The following is a 15,736-nucleotide window of genomic DNA, read 5'->3' as shown; positions in this document are numbered from 1 at the left end:
AGCGCCGCCCCTCACCCCTACCCGCTCCCCGTGAAGAACGGGGAGAGGGGGGCGTCAGCGTTGGCGCTTCGTCCCTCCAAGCAAAGCTCCTCGGAGCCTTCCACATGACCGCCAAGAAACCCGATCTGCTGCGCGACAATGAGCTGATTTATGGCCGGCTGCTGACGGTCGACGAGTCGCACTTGATCCAGCGCTACAACAAAGCGCTCGCCGCGTTCGGCCTGAACCCCACCAAGCTGAAAAGCTTTCAGATCGACCGCACCGGCTTCTCGCCCGAAGTGGCCGAGGAATGCGGCGACTACGACTATCTCGATCCCAACGAGGTCAACCGCCGCTTCATCATCCTGACGCCGTCGCAGATCGACCTGCCGGTGGTGCACACGGCCTTCTCCAACACCTCGCAGCTGATGTTCGAGTTCATGTCCAAGAACCAGCGCGCCATCGACGCGCTGACCATCAAGGACGTGATCTACGGCGAGATCGAGGATTCCATTCCCAAGGTCAACGACATCGAGGATCTGCTGTCGATCAGCCAGGTCGAGTTCAAGGTGCTGTCGGCCGAGAATGTGCTGGGCAAGGCCGCCGAACTCGGCAAGCTCGTCGACCGGCTGAAGCAGGAGCCCGACGCCTGGCGCGACAACGCCATGCTGACCCGCATGGTAGAGCTCGCCAAGATCTGCGGCGACATCCGCGAGAACGCGCTGGTGCCCGACCAGGTGATCTTCCGCCACAACGCCTACTGGACCAGCCATTTCGGCGGCCTCTACGTGTTCGTCGACCCTGATATGACGACCGTGATCAGCGATCCGGCGGCTCCCGGTTTCCGCCGTTCGCGACCGTGGCAAGTGAGCTATATCTCGATCAGCGATGCCGACAAGGTGTTCAAATTCCTCGCCACCACCGGGCGCATCGAGCTGCCGCGCGCCTCCTGGGTCGAGACATCGGGTTATCTCGAGCATCGCGCCGAGATGGTGGTGCGCGCGCTGATCCGGGACGCCGACCCGAACCGCAACCTGACCGACGTCGACAAGGTCTGGCTGCAGACCTGGATCCAGAGCCATGCCGACATGATCACCAAAGACGGCAACTTTCCCTTTCTCAACGCCGCCAAGCGCGAGATCGCCCAGCTCGGCCACCTCAAGATCGAGGATGTCTTCCCGCAGCAGCGCTTCCTGGTGATCCGCGCCAAGCCCGATCATCCCGACGCCTGGCTGACCAACCGGCTGATCTCGGATTTCGTGCCGTCGGACTTCGTCTCGCGCTACATCTTCAACAAGCAGGGCTTCTACAAGGACTATGACGGCTTCAGCGACGCCTGGCGATCGCATGTTGTGGACGTTCTCAAAACCACATATTTGAAGGACAAGGTGGCGTTTCGCACACGCCTTTACGGTCTGACTGACTAGAACGAAATGAACCGTCACTTCGTTCTAACTTACTGTTTTGGCGCATGATGTTATCCAAAAAGTCTGCAACTTTTTGGCATCGTGCTTTGAGGGGATGACATTGCCATGCTCGATCCGATCGTGAACTTCTTCACCCGGATTTTCCAGTGGATCGGCCGCGGCATTGGGCTTGTGATCGGCGCGATCCTGTGGCCGTTCCTGTGGGCCGGGCGCTGGTACACGCAGCGCGGCTGGATCCTCAAGGCGGCGCTCGGCCTGGCTTTGCTGGTGCTGATCGGCCTCTACGCCAATTTCTTCTACGCCACCCAGTGGTGGAACAATTTCAACCCGAACTACCCCGACACATACACTTTCGAGAAACGTAACGTCTCCGCCGGCGAACAGCTCTCTGCGGGCTCCGGCACCGACACGGCCAAGACCTGCGGCAACTCCGGCATCGCCCAGGTGGCGGCCGACCTGACCGATTTCAACGTCAACCAGAATGCCTGGATCTCGTCGATGATCCTCTACAAGCTCGGCCTGTTCGGCATCGACTGGGACAACACGCCGTGGATGGATAACAAGGCCTCGTTCCAGCGCGGCATCAACCAGGCAGTGCGGCGCACCGCGACCGAACTCGCCGACAATCTCGGCCGTGTGCGCACCACCTCGCAGATCGACAGCGATCTGCAGAATGCCCGCGGCAATCTGCAGTTCGACGAGGAGACCTGGTATTTCGGCCTGAACCCGTTCGGCCCCAAGACGCCGACGCCAAGCTACTATCGCGATGCCGTCCGCATGCTGCGTTCCTTCAACGCTCGCCTTGCCACCTGCCAGGCGACGTTCGACGCCCGCGCCGACAATTTGAAACAATATATCGACCGTATCTCGTCCGACATCGGCTCGACCTCGGCGATCCTCAAGGAACGAGCTGAAAACCACAACAATGGCTGGTTCGATTTCCGCGCCGACGACCGCTTCTGGTTCGCCTATGGCCAGCTCTACGGCTATTACGGCCTGATGAAGGGCGCCCAGGCGGACTTCGACGACGTCATCAAGGAAAAGCATCTGCAGAACCTGTGGGACACGATGGACTCGCAGTTCGTCTCGGCGCTGCGCATCCAGCCCTTCATCATCGCCAACGGCCGCGAGGACGGCTGGATCCTGCCGACGCACCTGACGACAATGGGCTTCTACGTGCTCAGGGTGCGCTCCAACATGGTCGAAATCAGCAACGTGCTGACTCAGTAACGCTGTTCCATTGGGCACCACGCGATGGCGAATTTGCGCCGTCGCCTCTGTCGCATTCCGTGCATTGTGCGGCTGTTTTGAGACGGCGGAACGACGCGTCCTCTGGCTTCTATACGGCGCGGCAACGGAGCTAGGAAGAACCGATGACAGGTCGGCCGGTCCGCAGAGGAATTTTCTCTATAGGAAACTTAGTTGCATACAAGTTGACGCCGCGGCAGCGACAGGGTTAGAACATGCCCGCGCCCGGTTCCAACCTGCTTGCGAGTGACATCAAACCCGTCCCCTCCACCGTCCAATCCAGAGGAAAGCCGTCATGGCCGAAGTGAAGTCCGACATCGAGATCGCGCGCGGCGCCAGGAAAAAGCAGATCCAGGAGATCGGCCAGAAGATCGGCATCCCGACCGAGCATCTGCTGCCCTATGGCCACGACAAGGCCAAGATCTCCGCCGAGTTCATCAAGTCGGTGAAGGGCAACAAGGACGGCAAGCTGATCCTCGTCACCGCCATCAACCCGACGCCGGCCGGCGAAGGCAAGACGACGACCACGGTCGGCCTCGGCGACGGCCTGAACCGCATCGGCAAGAAGGCGATCGTCTGCATCCGCGAGGCCTCGCTCGGCCCGAACTTCGGCGTCAAGGGCGGTGCTGCCGGCGGCGGCTACGCGCAGGTCGTGCCGATGGAGGACATGAACCTCCACTTCACCGGCGACTTCCACGCCATCACCACCGCGCATAACCTTTTGTCGGCGCTGATCGACAACCACATCTACTGGGGTAATGAGCTCGGTATCGACAACCGCCGCGTGGTCTGGCGCCGCGTCATGGACATGAACGACCGTGCGCTGCGCGAAATCATCTGCTCGCTCGGCGGCGTCGCCAACGGCTTTCCGCGCGAGGGCGGCTTCGACATCACCGTCGCCTCGGAAGTCATGGCCATCCTGTGCCTGGCCACCGATCTGAAGGACCTGGAAAGGCGCCTCGGCGACATCATCGTCGCCTACCGTCGCGACAAGTCTGCGGTCTATGCCCGCGACCTCAAGGCAGACGGCGCCATGGCCGTACTGCTGAAGGACGCCATGCAGCCGAACCTGGTGCAGACGCTGGAGAACAACCCGGCCTTCGTGCATGGCGGCCCGTTCGCCAACATCGCGCATGGCTGTAACTCGGTCGTCGCCACCACGACGGCGCTCAAGCTTGCCGACTATGTCGTCACCGAAGCCGGCTTCGGCGCCGATCTCGGTGCGGAAAAGTTCTTCGACATCAAGTGCCGCAAGGCTGGGCTGAAGCCAGCGGCCGCCGTCATCGTCGCCACCGTGCGCGCCATGAAGATGAATGGCGGCGTCAAGAAGGAAGACCTCGGCAAGGAAAACGTCGAAGCGGTGAAGAAGGGCTGCGCCAACCTTGGCCGCCACATCGAGAACATCCGCCAGTTCGGCGTGCCGGCGGTGGTGGCCATCAACCATTTCTATTCCGATACCGACGCCGAGATCCAGGCGATGAAGGACTATGTCGCTTCGATGGGTGAGGAAGCCATCCTGTGCAAGCACTGGGCCCATGGCTCGGCCGGCATCGAGGACCTCGCCAACAAGGTGGTGGCGCTGGCCGAATCCGGCGCCTCGCAGTTCGCGCCGCTCTATCCCGATGCCATGCCGCTGTTCGAGAAGATCAACACCATCGTCCAGCGCATCTATCGCGGCTCGGAGGCGATTGCCGACAAGTCGGTGCGCGACCAGTTGCACGCCTGGGAGCAGGCCGGCTACGGCCACCTCCCAGTCTGCATGGCCAAGACCCAGTATTCGTTCTCGACCGACCCGAATTTGCGCGGCGCGCCGACCGGCCACACCGTTCCGGTGCGCGAAGTCAGGCTTTCGGCTGGTGCCGGCTTCGTCGTCATCATCTGTGGCGAGGTCATGACCATGCCAGGGCTACCCAGGGCGCCGTCCTCGGAGAAGATCTTCCTCAACGAAATGGGTCAGATCGAAGGCCTGTTCTGAGATTTTGCAGTTTCGACAAAAAGGGCGCCGCAGCGATGCGGCGCCCTTTTCTCTTTTCGGACAGTCCTAAGCAGCACTGCGCGACAGCGCCCGCTGGTTGGAGCCGAAGATGGTATCGCGTTCCGGCAGAGCGCCGGTCTTCAGGCACTCGACCCATTCGGCGGTCTTGAGCACGGCGGCGAAGCGCGACTGCAGGATGATCGTGACCACGCGGTGGATCTCTTCGGCCGAGGCGTAGCCGGCGCTGTTGGCGTAAGGCACCGAGCCGGTGGCGTCGGACAGGAACTCGACGGCAAAGCCCATATGCACGGCGTGTATGATGGTCGACAGGTCGCAATTGTGCGTCATGTAGCCGACCACCGTGATCGTATCGATGGCGTTGGCACGCAACCAGTCCTCGAGATCGGTGCCGGTGAAGGCGCTGGGCAGGTTCTTTTCGACATAGTGGTCGCGCTCGCGCCTGGCGATCTCGGGATGCAGTTCGCCGCCATGGCTGCCCTTGGCGAAGATCGGCGATGTCTCCGGCGCCATCTGCTTGATGACCACCACCTTGATGCCGGCCGCTGCCGCCGCATCCATCGCCCGCGCCACATTGACGACGCTGTCGCGGAATGGCGGATGCTGGATGGCGAGATTGCCGCCGTCATAGTCGTTCTGCGCATCCACGACGATCAGCGCCCGTCGTGGCGTGGTGTTGGCTGGGTCAGACATTGTGTTTTCCTTTCCTGCTTGAATGCGATGGGCCGAAAATAGGCGGACCGCCGGGCCGCTGAAAGTGGCCCGATTGACATCATCCGAAAGAATTGGGACAATCCACGCTCACTCGCTGGAGGCACCCATGACCGACCCGATCATTGCCGTCCTCGCCTTCGACGGCATCAGCCCATTCCATCTTTCCGTGCCGTGCCTGGTGTTCGGTGAGGACAGGACGGCGCTTGGTCTGCCGCGCTTCGACTTCCGCATCTGCGCGGTCAAGGCCGGCCCGATCCACACCGAGGCTGGCTTGACCGTTGCCGCCCCACATGGGCTCGAAGGGCTTGATGGCGCCGACATCGTCATTATCCCAAGCTGGCATCATCTCGGCGAGCCGGCGTCGCCGCTGCTGATGGAGGCGCTGCGCCAGGCACACCGGCGCGGCGCTTTGATTGTCGGGCTGTGCCTCGGAACCTTTGCCATCGCCGCAGCCGGGTTGCTGTCGGGCCGCCGTGCCGCCACGCACTGGGCTTATTCCGAACAGTTGCAAACACTCCACCCCGACATCACCGTCGATGCCACGGTGCTTTATGTCGACAATGGCGATGTCGTGACATCGGCCGGCGTCGCCGCTGGTCTCGACTGCTGTCTCCACATCGTGCGCGCCCGCTATGGCGCGGAAGCCGCCCTGCGGCTCGCCCGTCAGATCGTGCTTTCCCCGCATCGGCAGGGCGGGCAGGCACAGTTCATCGAGCATCCGGTGGCGAGGAGCGCGGATGCCGACCGTTTCGCCCAAGCCCTCGACGCGGTTCGCGCGACGCTCGGAGAGAGGCACAGCCTGGACAGCGTCGCCGATGCCGCCGGTCTGACAAGGCGCACCTTCACCCGCCGCTTCCAGAAATCGATCGGCACCAGTTTCGGCGAATGGCTGACCGGTCAGCGGATAGAACTGGCGCAGCGGCTGCTGGAGGCGACGGAAAAGTCGATGGACATGGTGGCCTTCGAGGCCGGCTTCGGCAGCGCCACCTCGCTGCGCCAGCATTTCGCCGCGCGGCTCAAGACATCGCCGGCGCAATACCGGCGCGAATTCTCCAGGCGGCCCGATCAGAGGGACGAGCGCATGGCACTTTCCTGCTGATCTGTTCAATCCTGCTCAATCCCGCTTGACCGCCCGCGCCGGGTTGCCGACCACCGTGGTGTCGGCGGCCACGTCGCGCGTCACCACCGCACCGGCACCGACGATCGCGCCGTCACCGATGCCGACGCCGCCGAGGATGACGGCACTACCGCCGATCCAGGCATTGGCGCCGATCTCGACCGGCCTGGCGATCTCCAGTCCGGCTTGCCGCCCGCTGGCCTCCTTGTGGTGCTCGGCGCAGTAGATCTGAACATTGGGACCAAGCAGCGTTCCCTTGCCGATGCGCACGCTCGCCGTATCGAGGATGGTGCAGCCGGCATTGAGAAAGACGCCGTCGCCGAGAAAGATGTTGAAACCGTAGGCGCAATGGAACGGCGCCTCGATACGGGCGCCCTCGCCGGCTTTGCCGAGCAGCACCTTCAAGCCCGGTCCGAGGTTGCCGCGCTGACGCGGCGGCAGGCGATTATGCTCGAACACCGCGTCGCGCGCTATCGCCCGCAAAGCCTCCAGTTCGTCGTCGAGGCAGGTATACCATTCGCCGGCCGCCATCCTTGCGCGCTCGCTTCCAGCCATGACAATGTCTCCATGTGACGCCACTGCCAAAGCACAATTGCAGTGAACGGGGAAGTGCCAGCGCCCCGGCAGCACCAGCGCAAATCCATTCGGATTTTTCGCAGTCATGCGCTGGTCAAATGCCGGACCTATGCTAGCCTGCTCTTGCCGGACTGTCCTGGCCCGGCGATCGAGGGGGATCGACGATGCTTTACATTCTCGCACTTCTGATCGGTATCATTGCCGGTCTTCGCGCCATGACCGCGCCGGCCGCGGTTGCCTGGGGCGCTTGGCTCGGCTGGCTGTCGGTTGCTGGCACCTGGGCGAGCTTCATGAGCCATTGGGCAGCCGTCGGCATCTTCACCATACTGGCCATCGTCGAGCTGGTCACCGACCAATTGCCGTCTACGCCAAGCCGGAAAGTGCCGCAGCAATTCGGCGCCCGCATCATTTTGGGTGCCTTCGCTGGCGCGGTGATCGGCGCGACAGGCGGCGCCACCATCGGCGGCCTGATCGCCGGCGCCATCGGCGCTGTCATCGGCACGCTGGGCGGCGCCGAAGCACGCGGACGGCTGGCGGCAGCCTTCGGCAAGGATCGGCCCGCCGCCTTCATCGAGGACGCGGTGGCGATCCTCGGCGGCTTGCTGATCGTAGCGGCGGTGGCATGACAACGAAAACCTTCGACGCCATCGTCATCGGCGCCGGACAGGCCGGCCCTTCGCTGGCCGGCCGGCTGAATGCGGCAGGCATGAGCGTGGCGCTGATCGAACGCAAGCTGGTTGGCGGCACTTGCGTCAACACCGGCTGCATGCCGACCAAGACCATGGTCGCCAGCGCCTATGCCGCGCACTTGGCGCGGCGTGCGGCCGACTATGGCGTCACGCTCGGCGGCCCGGTCGGCATCGACTATGCCAGGATCAAGGCGCGCAAGGACAAGGTGACGATCGACGCCCGCACCAATCTGGAGACCTGGATCGCAGGCATGGACAAATGCACGCTCTACCGTGGCCATGCTCGGTTCGAATCCGCCAACACGGTCCGCGTCGGCGACGAGCTTCTGACCGCCGAGAAAATCTTTCTCAACACCGGTGGCCGAGCAACGGTGCCCGACCTGCCCGGCATCCACGACATCGACTATTTGACCAATTCCTCGATGATGGAGCTCGACGTGCTGCCGCGCCATCTCATCGTCGTCGGCGGCAGCTATGTCTCGCTCGAATTCGCGCAAATGTTCCGCCGCTTCGGCTCGGAAGTCACCGTCATCGAGAAGAGCCTCCGCCTGACCGGCCGCGAGGACGAGGACGTCTCGGCCGCCATCCTGTCGATCCTCGAAAACGAAGGCATCACAGTCCATGTCGGTGCCGACGACATCAGCTTCGCCAAACAGGGCGGGGATATTGCCGTGACCTTCTCGGCCGGCAAACCGCCGGCGGTCGGCTCGCATTTGCTGCTGGCCCTGGGGCGGACGCCCAACACCGACGACCTCGGCCTGGAAAAGGCCGGCGTCGAGGTCGACCGGCGCGGCTTCGTCATTGTCGACGACCAGCTGCGCACCAGCGTGCCCGGCATCTGGGCGATGGGCGACTGCAACGGCAAGGGCGCCTTCACCCACACCTCCTACAACGACTACGAGATTGTCGCCGCCAACCTGCTCGACAACGATCCGCGTAAGGTCAGCGATCGCATCGAAGCCTATGCGCTCTACATCGACCCGCCGCTCGGCCGCTGCGGCATGACCGAGGCTGCGGTGAGGAAATCCGGCCGTCGCGCACTCGTCGGCCAGCGGCCGATGACCCGCGTCGGCCGCGCCATCGAAAAGGGCGAGACGCAAGGCTTCATGAAGATCCTGGTCGATGCCGACACCAGGCAGATCCTCGGCTGCTCGGTGCTCGGCCCCGGTGGCGACGAGGCGGTGCATTGCGTGCTCGACCTGATGTACGCCAAAGCGCCCGTCGACACGCTCGCGCGCGCCGTGCACATCCATCCCAATGTCTCGGAATTGCTGCCGACCATTGCCCAGGAGCTGAAGCCGCTGGTTTGAGAGCAGCGGCGACCTATTTCAAAGCCCTTTCTTTTCTGCATTGCTGCAATGCAGCAATGCAGCTTGCGAACGGTGGCGTCCTTCGCGCAGTCTCAATTTTGAACCGATTCAGTCTGGACGCCCCATGCCCTTGCCGATCCTTGCGCTTGCTATTGCGTCCTTCTGCATCGGCACCACCGAATTCGTCATCATGGGCCTGCTGCCGGAGGTCGCCGCCGATCTCGGCGTGTCCATCCCTTCCGCGGGCCTGCTGGTCACCGGCTATGCGTTAGGCGTCGTCTTCGGCGCCCCGATTGTCGCCATGGCCACCGCGCATTTGCCGCGCAAGCCGGTGCTGGTTGGCCTCGCCGTGCTGTTCGTCGTCGGCAATTTGTTTTGCGCCATCTCGCCCAATTACTGGACGCTTATGGCCGCGCGCGTCTTCACTGCCTTCGGCCATGGCGCCTTCTTCGGCATCGGCTCGGTCGTTGCCGCCAGCCTGGTGCCGCGCAACAAGCGCGCCAGCGCCATCGCGCTCATGTTCGCCGGACTGACGCTGGCCAACATCCTTGGCGTTCCGGCTGGCACCGCGCTTGGCGAAGCCCTCGGCTGGCGCGCCACCTTCCTGGCCGTGGTCGGCATCGGCCTGATCTCGGTCGCGGCGATCGCCTGGCTGGTGCCATCCGATGTCACTGAACCGAGCGGCGGCGGCCTGCGTGGCGAATTGCGCGTGCTGGGCAAACTGCAGGTCTGGCTGGCGATGCTGATCGCCGCCCTGGCCTCGGCCAGCCTGTTTGCCGTCTTCACCTACATCAAACCCTATTTGACCGACGTATCCGGCCTGTCCACCTCCGCGGTCACCTGGGTGCTGCTGCTGTTCGGAGCCGGCATGACCATCGGCAACATCATCGGCGGCAGGCTGGCCGACTGGAAACTGATGCCGACGGTCATCGGCACCCTGCTGTTGCTGGCGTTGCTGTTTGTCGGCTTCATGCAGTTCGGCGCCATAGCCAGCGTTGCCATCGGCATCGTCTTCCTTTGGGGTCTGCTCATCTTCGTCGTCGTGCCGCCGCTGCAGATCCGCGTCGTCGAGGCGGCCTCCGAGGGGCCGAACCTGGCCGCCACGCTGAACCAGGGCGCCTTCAATGTCGGTAATGCCAGCGGCGCCTGGATCGGCGGCGTGGCCCTTTCCACCGGTGTCTCCTATGCCAATTTGCCGCTGGTCGGCGCGGCACTTGCCCTGCTGGCGGTCACCGTCGCTGTGCTGTCGCAGGCGCTGGATCGCCCCGCGCCCGTCATCCCTCTCCAGGCTCCCGCGGAGTAGCCGCTTGCGCCCATAGCGCGGCAGTCTGGACCAATCGACATCGGCACCTTCAAATGGGCATGTCTTGTCGCTCTTGATGGAGGACGTCATGCAGAAATCGATCGAGCGCATCGCCGGCGAAAGCGAAGGTGTTTCCTACGAATTCCCGCTGTTCCGCTTTGCGGGTGCGGACAAGGCCGCCCCATCCGCCTATCTGCAGGCAGCGCTCCATGCCGGCGAATTGCCGGGCGTCGTCGCCATCGACGCGCTGATGCCGATGCTCAACAAGGCCGAAGCCGAAGGCCGCATCAAGGGCAACCTCACCATCGTGCCCTGGGCCAACCCGGTCGGCCGGGCGCAATATCATTTCGGCGAACATCAGGGCCGCTTCCATCTGGGCACCCGCACCAATTTCAACCGCGGCTTTCCGCTGCTGGCCGCGCCCGACACAGCCCTCTTGCACGACACCGCACTTGGCACGGTCGACCAGCGGCTGAAGAGCCGGCTGGTGCAGCTGTCGCTTGGCCATGACATCGTGCTCGACCTGCATTGCGACGACGAGGGCCTCGCCTATCTCTACGTCCACACCAGCCTGTGGCCGGCCATGGCCGATTGTGCCGCCGCCATGGGCGTCGATGCGGTCGTGCTGTGGAGCGAGGACACCGATGGTACCTTCGAGAGCGCCGCGATCATGCCCTACCAGAACGTTCCCGCCGAAGTGGCAAGGCTCGACCGCCGCGTCGCCACCACGGTCGAATATCGCGGCATCCTCGATGTCGACGGTGCCCTGGCCGCCGCCGACGCCGAAGGGCTCTACCGCCTGCTGGTGGGGCGCGGCGTGATCGCCGATAGCACCCTGTCCGCGCCCGGTCCCTTCACCGGCACCGTCGCGCCCCTGGAGAACATCGACATGATGCCCGCACCCCGGGCAGGCGCGGTGCTCTACGACGTGAAGCCCGGCGACCGCGTCGCCAAGGGCGCAAGGCTGGCCACCATCGTCCATGCGCCGGGCGAAGCCGATGGCCGCACCGAAGTCTTCGCGCCGCAGGGCGGCGTCATCCTGACCCGCCGCTCGCGCCGCATCATCCGCGCCGGCGAGGATCTGCTGAAGCTGGTCGGCGACAGGAAGAGCGCGGACGCCAGGTCGGGCACGCTGGAAGATTGATCTAGCCAGAAATGGCCCGCCGCGCCTTCGCCTCCAGCCATTCCGCCATCTGCCGGTAGGGCACCGGTCCGTGGCTGATGCGGGCGACGCCGAGTTCGGCCAGCCGCTGGCGCGGCGGCACATGCGCCAGCGCGATGATGTTGACCGGCAACGCGGTTGCCTTGCAGAGCGCCTCGATAAGGCCCTCATCGCCAAGGCCCGGCGCGAAAAAGCCGTTCGCTCCGGCCTCTTCATAGGCCCGCGCCCGTTCGATCGCCTGATCGAACAGCGCCTTGTCATGCGCATCCGGCTTCGCCTTGAGAAAGATGTCGGTCCGGGCGTTGAGGAAAGCCGGTATACCCGATTGCCTGACGGCGGCCGCCGCGGCCTCGATGCGTTTCACCTGCACGGTGATGTCATGCAGGCCGGTGCCGCCGACGATCTGATCCTCGAAATTGAAGCCGATGGCCCCGGCCTGCAAGGCAAGCGTCACCGTGCGGGCGACGATGTCCGGGGCGACGCCGTAGCCGCCCTCGAGGTCCATCGTCACCGGCAGGTCGACCGACCCGACGATGCGTCTGATGTTGTCGATCGCCAGCTCCAGCGGGATCTTCTCGCCATCGGCATATCCGAAGGCGGCCGCCACCGGCCAGCTTCCGGTGGCGATGGCCTTGGCTCCTGCTTTCTCGACGATCTTGGCCGAGCCGGGATCCCATGCATTGTAGAGGACGATTGGGTTTCCCTTGACGTGGAGGGAATGGAACGTGCGCGCGCGCTCGATCTGCTCGGTCATTGGTATTTTCCCATGTTCCTGCTGTTGCATAAACAATCTAGGCCGCACTGTCGGCTCTGGCGATGTGCCATGAGATGCAGAAGCGGCGGCCACCGGACAGGCTTTTCAAACCAGTTGCGTATCCTCCCTTTCGCAGCTATGGATTTCGCCATGAATATGCGTTCGACCAAGACCATTTGGTGGTGGGCCTGCTGACAGCGGCCTGTTCGAACGCGCGTGCGCGAAAAGAGAGGGTGGCCGCAACGGAAAGTCCGGGCGGCCATTTGTTTTTTCCAAGCCATTCCCGGGTCCGTTGCCCCAAAGAAGCTGATGGAGACGGCAATGACGATGAAGGTTCTGGATAACGGGGCGGAAAGTTTCGTGACCGCGGGTGGCGTGACCATCACTCGCGAGCGCCACGACCGGCCCTATGCGGGCGCGATCGACGCTTACGTCGACGGCCTGAATTCGCGCCGGGGCGCCGTGTTTTCCTCGAACTATGAATATCCCGGCCGCTACACGCGCTGGGACACCGCCATCATCGACCCGCCGCTGGTCATCTCGGCACGTGGCCGCGCCATGCGCATCGAGGCGCTGAACCGCCGCGGCGAGGCGCTGTTGCCGGTCATCGGCAAGGCGCTGGGCGGCCTCGCCGACGTCACAATCGCCGAGACATCGAATAAGCTCATCCGCCTCGACGTCGCCAAACCCGGCCGTGTGTTCACCGAGGAGGAGCGCAGCCGCGTTCCTTCGGTGTTTACTGTCCTGCGCGCCATCACCGCGCTGTTCAAGACCGAGGAAGACGCCAATCTCGGTCTCTATGGCGCCTTCGGCTACGACCTCGCCTTCCAGTTCGACCCGGTCGACTACAAGCTCGAGCGCAAGCAAAGCCAGCGCGACCTGGTGCTGTTCCTGCCCGACGAGATCCTCGTCGTCGACCATTATTCGGCCAAGGCCTGGACCGACCGCTACGACTATGCCGGCGACGGGTTTTCGACGGAAGGGTTGCCGCGCGACGAAATCGCCGAGCCGTTCAAGAGCCCTGACCGCATCCCGCCGCGCGGCGACCATGAACCTGGCGAATACGCCAATCTGGTACGCAAGGCGATGGATTCGTTCAAGCGCGGCGACCTGTTCGAGGTCGTCCCCGGCCAGATGTTCTATGAGCGCTGCGAGACGCAGCCATCCGAGATTTCGCGCAAGCTGAAGTCGATCAACCCCTCGCCCTATTCCTTCTTCATCAATCTGGGCGAAGGCGAATATCTGATCGGCGCCTCGCCCGAAATGTTCGTGCGCGTCAACGGCCGCCGCGTCGAGACCTGCCCGATCTCGGGCACCATCAAGCGCGGCGACGACGCCATTTCGGACTCCGAGCAGATCCTGAAACTGCTCAACTCCAAGAAGGACGAATCCGAGCTGACCATGTGCTCGGACGTCGATCGCAACGACAAGTCGCGGGTCTGCGAGCCGGGTTCGGTGCGCGTCATCGGCCGCCGCCAGATCGAGATGTATTCGCGCCTGATCCACACCGTCGACCACATCGAAGGCCGGCTGCGCGAAGGCATGGATGCCTTCGACGCCTTCCTGTCTCATGCCTGGGCGGTTACCGTTACCGGCGCTCCGAAACTGTGGGCCATGCGCTTCATCGAACAGAACGAGAAGAGCCCGCGCGCCTGGTATGGCGGCGCGATCGGCATGGTCAACTTCAACGGCGACATGAACACCGGCCTCACCCTGCGCACCATCCGCATCAAGGACGGCATTGCCGAAGTGCGCGCCGGCGCCACATTGCTCTTCGACAGCATTCCTGAGGAAGAAGAAGCCGAAACCGAACTGAAGGCATCCGCCATGCTCTCCGCCATCCGCGACGCCAAGACAGGCAATTCCGCCAGTACCGAGCGCACCACCGCGCGCGTCGGCGACGGCGTCAACATCCTGCTCGTCGACCACGAGGATTCGTTCGTCCACACGCTGGCCAATTATTTCCGCCAGACCGGAGCCAATGTCTCGACCGTGCGCACGCCGGTGCCGGAGGAAGTGTTCGACCGGCTGAAGCCCGACCTCGTCGTGCTGTCGCCCGGCCCCGGCACGCCGAAGGACTTCGATTGCGCCGCGACCATCAGACGAGCGCGCGCCCGCGACCTGCCGATCTTCGGCGTCTGCCTTGGCCTGCAGGCGTTGGCCGAAGCCTACGGCGGCGAGCTCAGGCAGTTGCATGTGCCGATGCACGGCAAGCCGTCGCGCATCCGCGTCTCGAAGCCGGGCATCATCTTCTCCGGCCTGCCCAAGGAGGTCACCGTCGGCCGCTACCACTCGATCTTTGCCGACCCGGTGCGGTTGCCCGATGACTTCATCGTCACGGCCGAGACCGAGGACGGCGTCATCATGGCCTTCGAGCACCGCAAGGAGCCGATCGCCGCGGTGCAGTTCCACCCGGAATCGATCATGACGCTCGGCCACAATGCCGGCATGCGCATCATCGAGAACATCGTCGCCCACCTGCCGCGCAAGGCCAAGGAAAAGGCCGCCTGACAATCATGGCCGAAGCCGAGAACACAATGGCGATCGCGGCCAAGGCGGCCGCGAAGCGCAAGGTCGCCAACCTTGCCTTCTGGTCGATCATCATTGCGGCAATCGTGCTAGGTCTGAAGCTCGTCGCCTGGTACGTCACCGGCTCCGTCGCGCTCTATTCGGACGCGCTGGAATCGATCGTCAACGTCATCGCCTCGGTCGCCGCCTTCTGGGCGATCCAGGTCAGCTACAAGCCGGCCGACCAGGATCACCCCTTCGGCCATCACAAGGCGGAGTATTTCTCGGCGGTGCTTGAGGGCGTGCTGATCGTGCTCGCCGCGCTTTTGATCCTCAACGAGGTCTGGCGGTCCTGGCAGAGTCCCGCGCCACTCGAACAGCCCTGGGAAGGTCTTGCCGTCAACGGCGTCGCCACAGTGATCAATGCTTTCTGGGCCTGGACGCTGATCCGTGCCGGCAGGGCCGAGAAGTCACCGGCGCTGGTCGCCGACGGCAACCACATCATGACCGACGTGGTGACCTCGATCGGCGTCTTCGGCGGTCTCGTCGGAGCGATCCTGACCGGCTGGCAGATCCTCGATCCGGCGCTTGCCGTCCTCGTGGCGCTGAACATCCTGTGGCAGGGCTGGCATGTCATCGGCTCGTCGATGAACGGCCTGATGGACCGCGCCGTCGACACGCAGGAGCACATGCGCATCCGCGACGTCATCTCGGCCAACTGCAAGGGCGCGCTCGAGGTGCATGACCTCAAGACACGCATCGCCGGCCGCGCCACCTTCATCGAGTTCCATCTGGTCGTCGATGCCGACATGTCGGTCGGCGCCAGCCATGTCATCTGCGACCGCATCGAGGACGCCCTGAAGGCCGAGATCCCCTCGGTGCGCGTCACCATCCATGTCGAGCCCGACGACGAGGCCAAGCTGCCGAAGGGCACGACGGCCGTGCCGTTCGCTTGA

General features: G+C 63.9%; 13 protein-coding genes. 10 read left to right on the top strand and 3 right to left on the bottom strand.

The annotated features are described in order from the left end of the window. Window positions 1-104: 104 nt before the first annotated feature. The 3 genes from NKG99_RS07940 (at window position 105) to NKG99_RS07930 (ending at window position 4,629) form a co-directional block, all read left to right on the top strand. Window positions 105-1,406 carry a DUF6638 family protein gene (locus NKG99_RS07940; RefSeq protein ID WP_352866023.1) on the top strand — a complete coding sequence of 434 codons (1,302 nt, stop codon included), beginning with the start codon at window positions 105-107 and terminating at the stop codon, window positions 1,404-1,406. A 105-nt stretch (window positions 1,407-1,511) separates the two neighbouring features. Next, a complete protein-coding gene (locus NKG99_RS07935) occupies window positions 1,512-2,636 on the top strand; it encodes a DUF2333 family protein (RefSeq protein WP_352866021.1) in 1,125 nt (374 codons plus the stop codon). Window positions 2,637-2,949: 313 nt separating this feature from the next. Further along, complete coding sequence (locus tag NKG99_RS07930) at window positions 2,950-4,629, top strand: formate--tetrahydrofolate ligase (RefSeq protein ID WP_352866019.1); 1,680 nt, start codon at window positions 2,950-2,952, stop codon at window positions 4,627-4,629. 66 nt (window positions 4,630-4,695) lie between these two features. Here the strand turns inward: NKG99_RS07930 and NKG99_RS07925 are convergent, their stop codons facing one another. Then, the gene (locus NKG99_RS07925; RefSeq protein WP_352866016.1) at window positions 4,696-5,340 is read right to left on the bottom strand and encodes a cysteine hydrolase family protein; all 645 of its coding nucleotides are present in this window, start codon (window positions 5,338-5,340) and stop codon (window positions 4,696-4,698) included. 127 nt (window positions 5,341-5,467) lie between these two features. Here NKG99_RS07925 and NKG99_RS07920 point away from each other — a divergent pair, with 127 nt between their 5' ends. Then, complete coding sequence (locus NKG99_RS07920) at window positions 5,468-6,460, top strand: GlxA family transcriptional regulator (RefSeq protein WP_352866013.1); 993 nt, start codon at window positions 5,468-5,470, stop codon at window positions 6,458-6,460. 15 nt (window positions 6,461-6,475) lie between these two features. Here NKG99_RS07920 and NKG99_RS07915 read toward each other — a convergent pair whose 3' ends face one another. Continuing rightward, entirely contained in the window at window positions 6,476-7,033 is a 558-nt protein-coding gene (locus NKG99_RS07915; RefSeq protein WP_352866010.1) for a sugar O-acetyltransferase, read from the bottom strand. Window positions 7,034-7,218: 185 nt separating this feature from the next. Here NKG99_RS07915 and NKG99_RS07910 point away from each other — a divergent pair, with 185 nt between their 5' ends. From NKG99_RS07910 to NKG99_RS07895, 4 genes are all read left to right on the top strand, one after another. Beyond that, entirely contained in the window at window positions 7,219-7,680 is a 462-nt protein-coding gene (locus NKG99_RS07910) for a DUF4126 domain-containing protein (protein WP_352866008.1), read from the top strand. Continuing rightward, window positions 7,677-9,053, top strand: coding sequence for an FAD-containing oxidoreductase (locus NKG99_RS07905; protein WP_352866005.1), 1,377 nt, complete (start codon window positions 7,677-7,679; stop codon window positions 9,051-9,053). The genes NKG99_RS07910 and NKG99_RS07905 overlap by 4 nt, the downstream gene beginning before the upstream one ends. A gap of 124 nt (window positions 9,054-9,177) precedes the next feature. After that, window positions 9,178-10,356, top strand: a complete 1,179-nt coding sequence (locus tag NKG99_RS07900; RefSeq protein ID WP_352866002.1) for an MFS transporter — start codon at window positions 9,178-9,180, stop codon at window positions 10,354-10,356. Between the two features lie 88 nt (window positions 10,357-10,444). Further along, entirely contained in the window at window positions 10,445-11,500 is a 1,056-nt protein-coding gene (locus tag NKG99_RS07895) for a M14 family metallopeptidase (RefSeq protein ID WP_352866000.1), read from the top strand. A 1-nt stretch (window position 11,501) separates the two neighbouring features. Here the strand turns inward: NKG99_RS07895 and NKG99_RS07890 are convergent, their stop codons facing one another. After that, the gene (locus tag NKG99_RS07890; protein ID WP_352865998.1) at window positions 11,502-12,272 is read right to left on the bottom strand and encodes an isocitrate lyase/PEP mutase family protein; all 771 of its coding nucleotides are present in this window, start codon (window positions 12,270-12,272) and stop codon (window positions 11,502-11,504) included. 321 nt (window positions 12,273-12,593) lie between these two features. Between NKG99_RS07890 and NKG99_RS07885 the strand changes: the two genes are divergently transcribed. Both NKG99_RS07885 and NKG99_RS07880 read left to right on the top strand, forming a co-directional pair. Then, window positions 12,594-14,783 carry an anthranilate synthase gene (locus NKG99_RS07885; protein WP_352865995.1) on the top strand — a complete coding sequence of 730 codons (2,190 nt, stop codon included), beginning with the start codon at window positions 12,594-12,596 and terminating at the stop codon, window positions 14,781-14,783. Between the two features lie 5 nt (window positions 14,784-14,788). Continuing rightward, the gene (locus tag NKG99_RS07880; RefSeq protein WP_352865993.1) at window positions 14,789-15,736 is read left to right on the top strand and encodes a cation diffusion facilitator family transporter; all 948 of its coding nucleotides are present in this window, start codon (window positions 14,789-14,791) and stop codon (window positions 15,734-15,736) included.

Origin of the sequence: Mesorhizobium sp. M1409 (assembly GCF_040317535.1) — a bacterium.
GTDB lineage: Bacteria > Pseudomonadota > Alphaproteobacteria > Rhizobiales > Rhizobiaceae > Mesorhizobium.
This window is presented reverse-complemented; position numbering and strand designations above follow the sequence as displayed.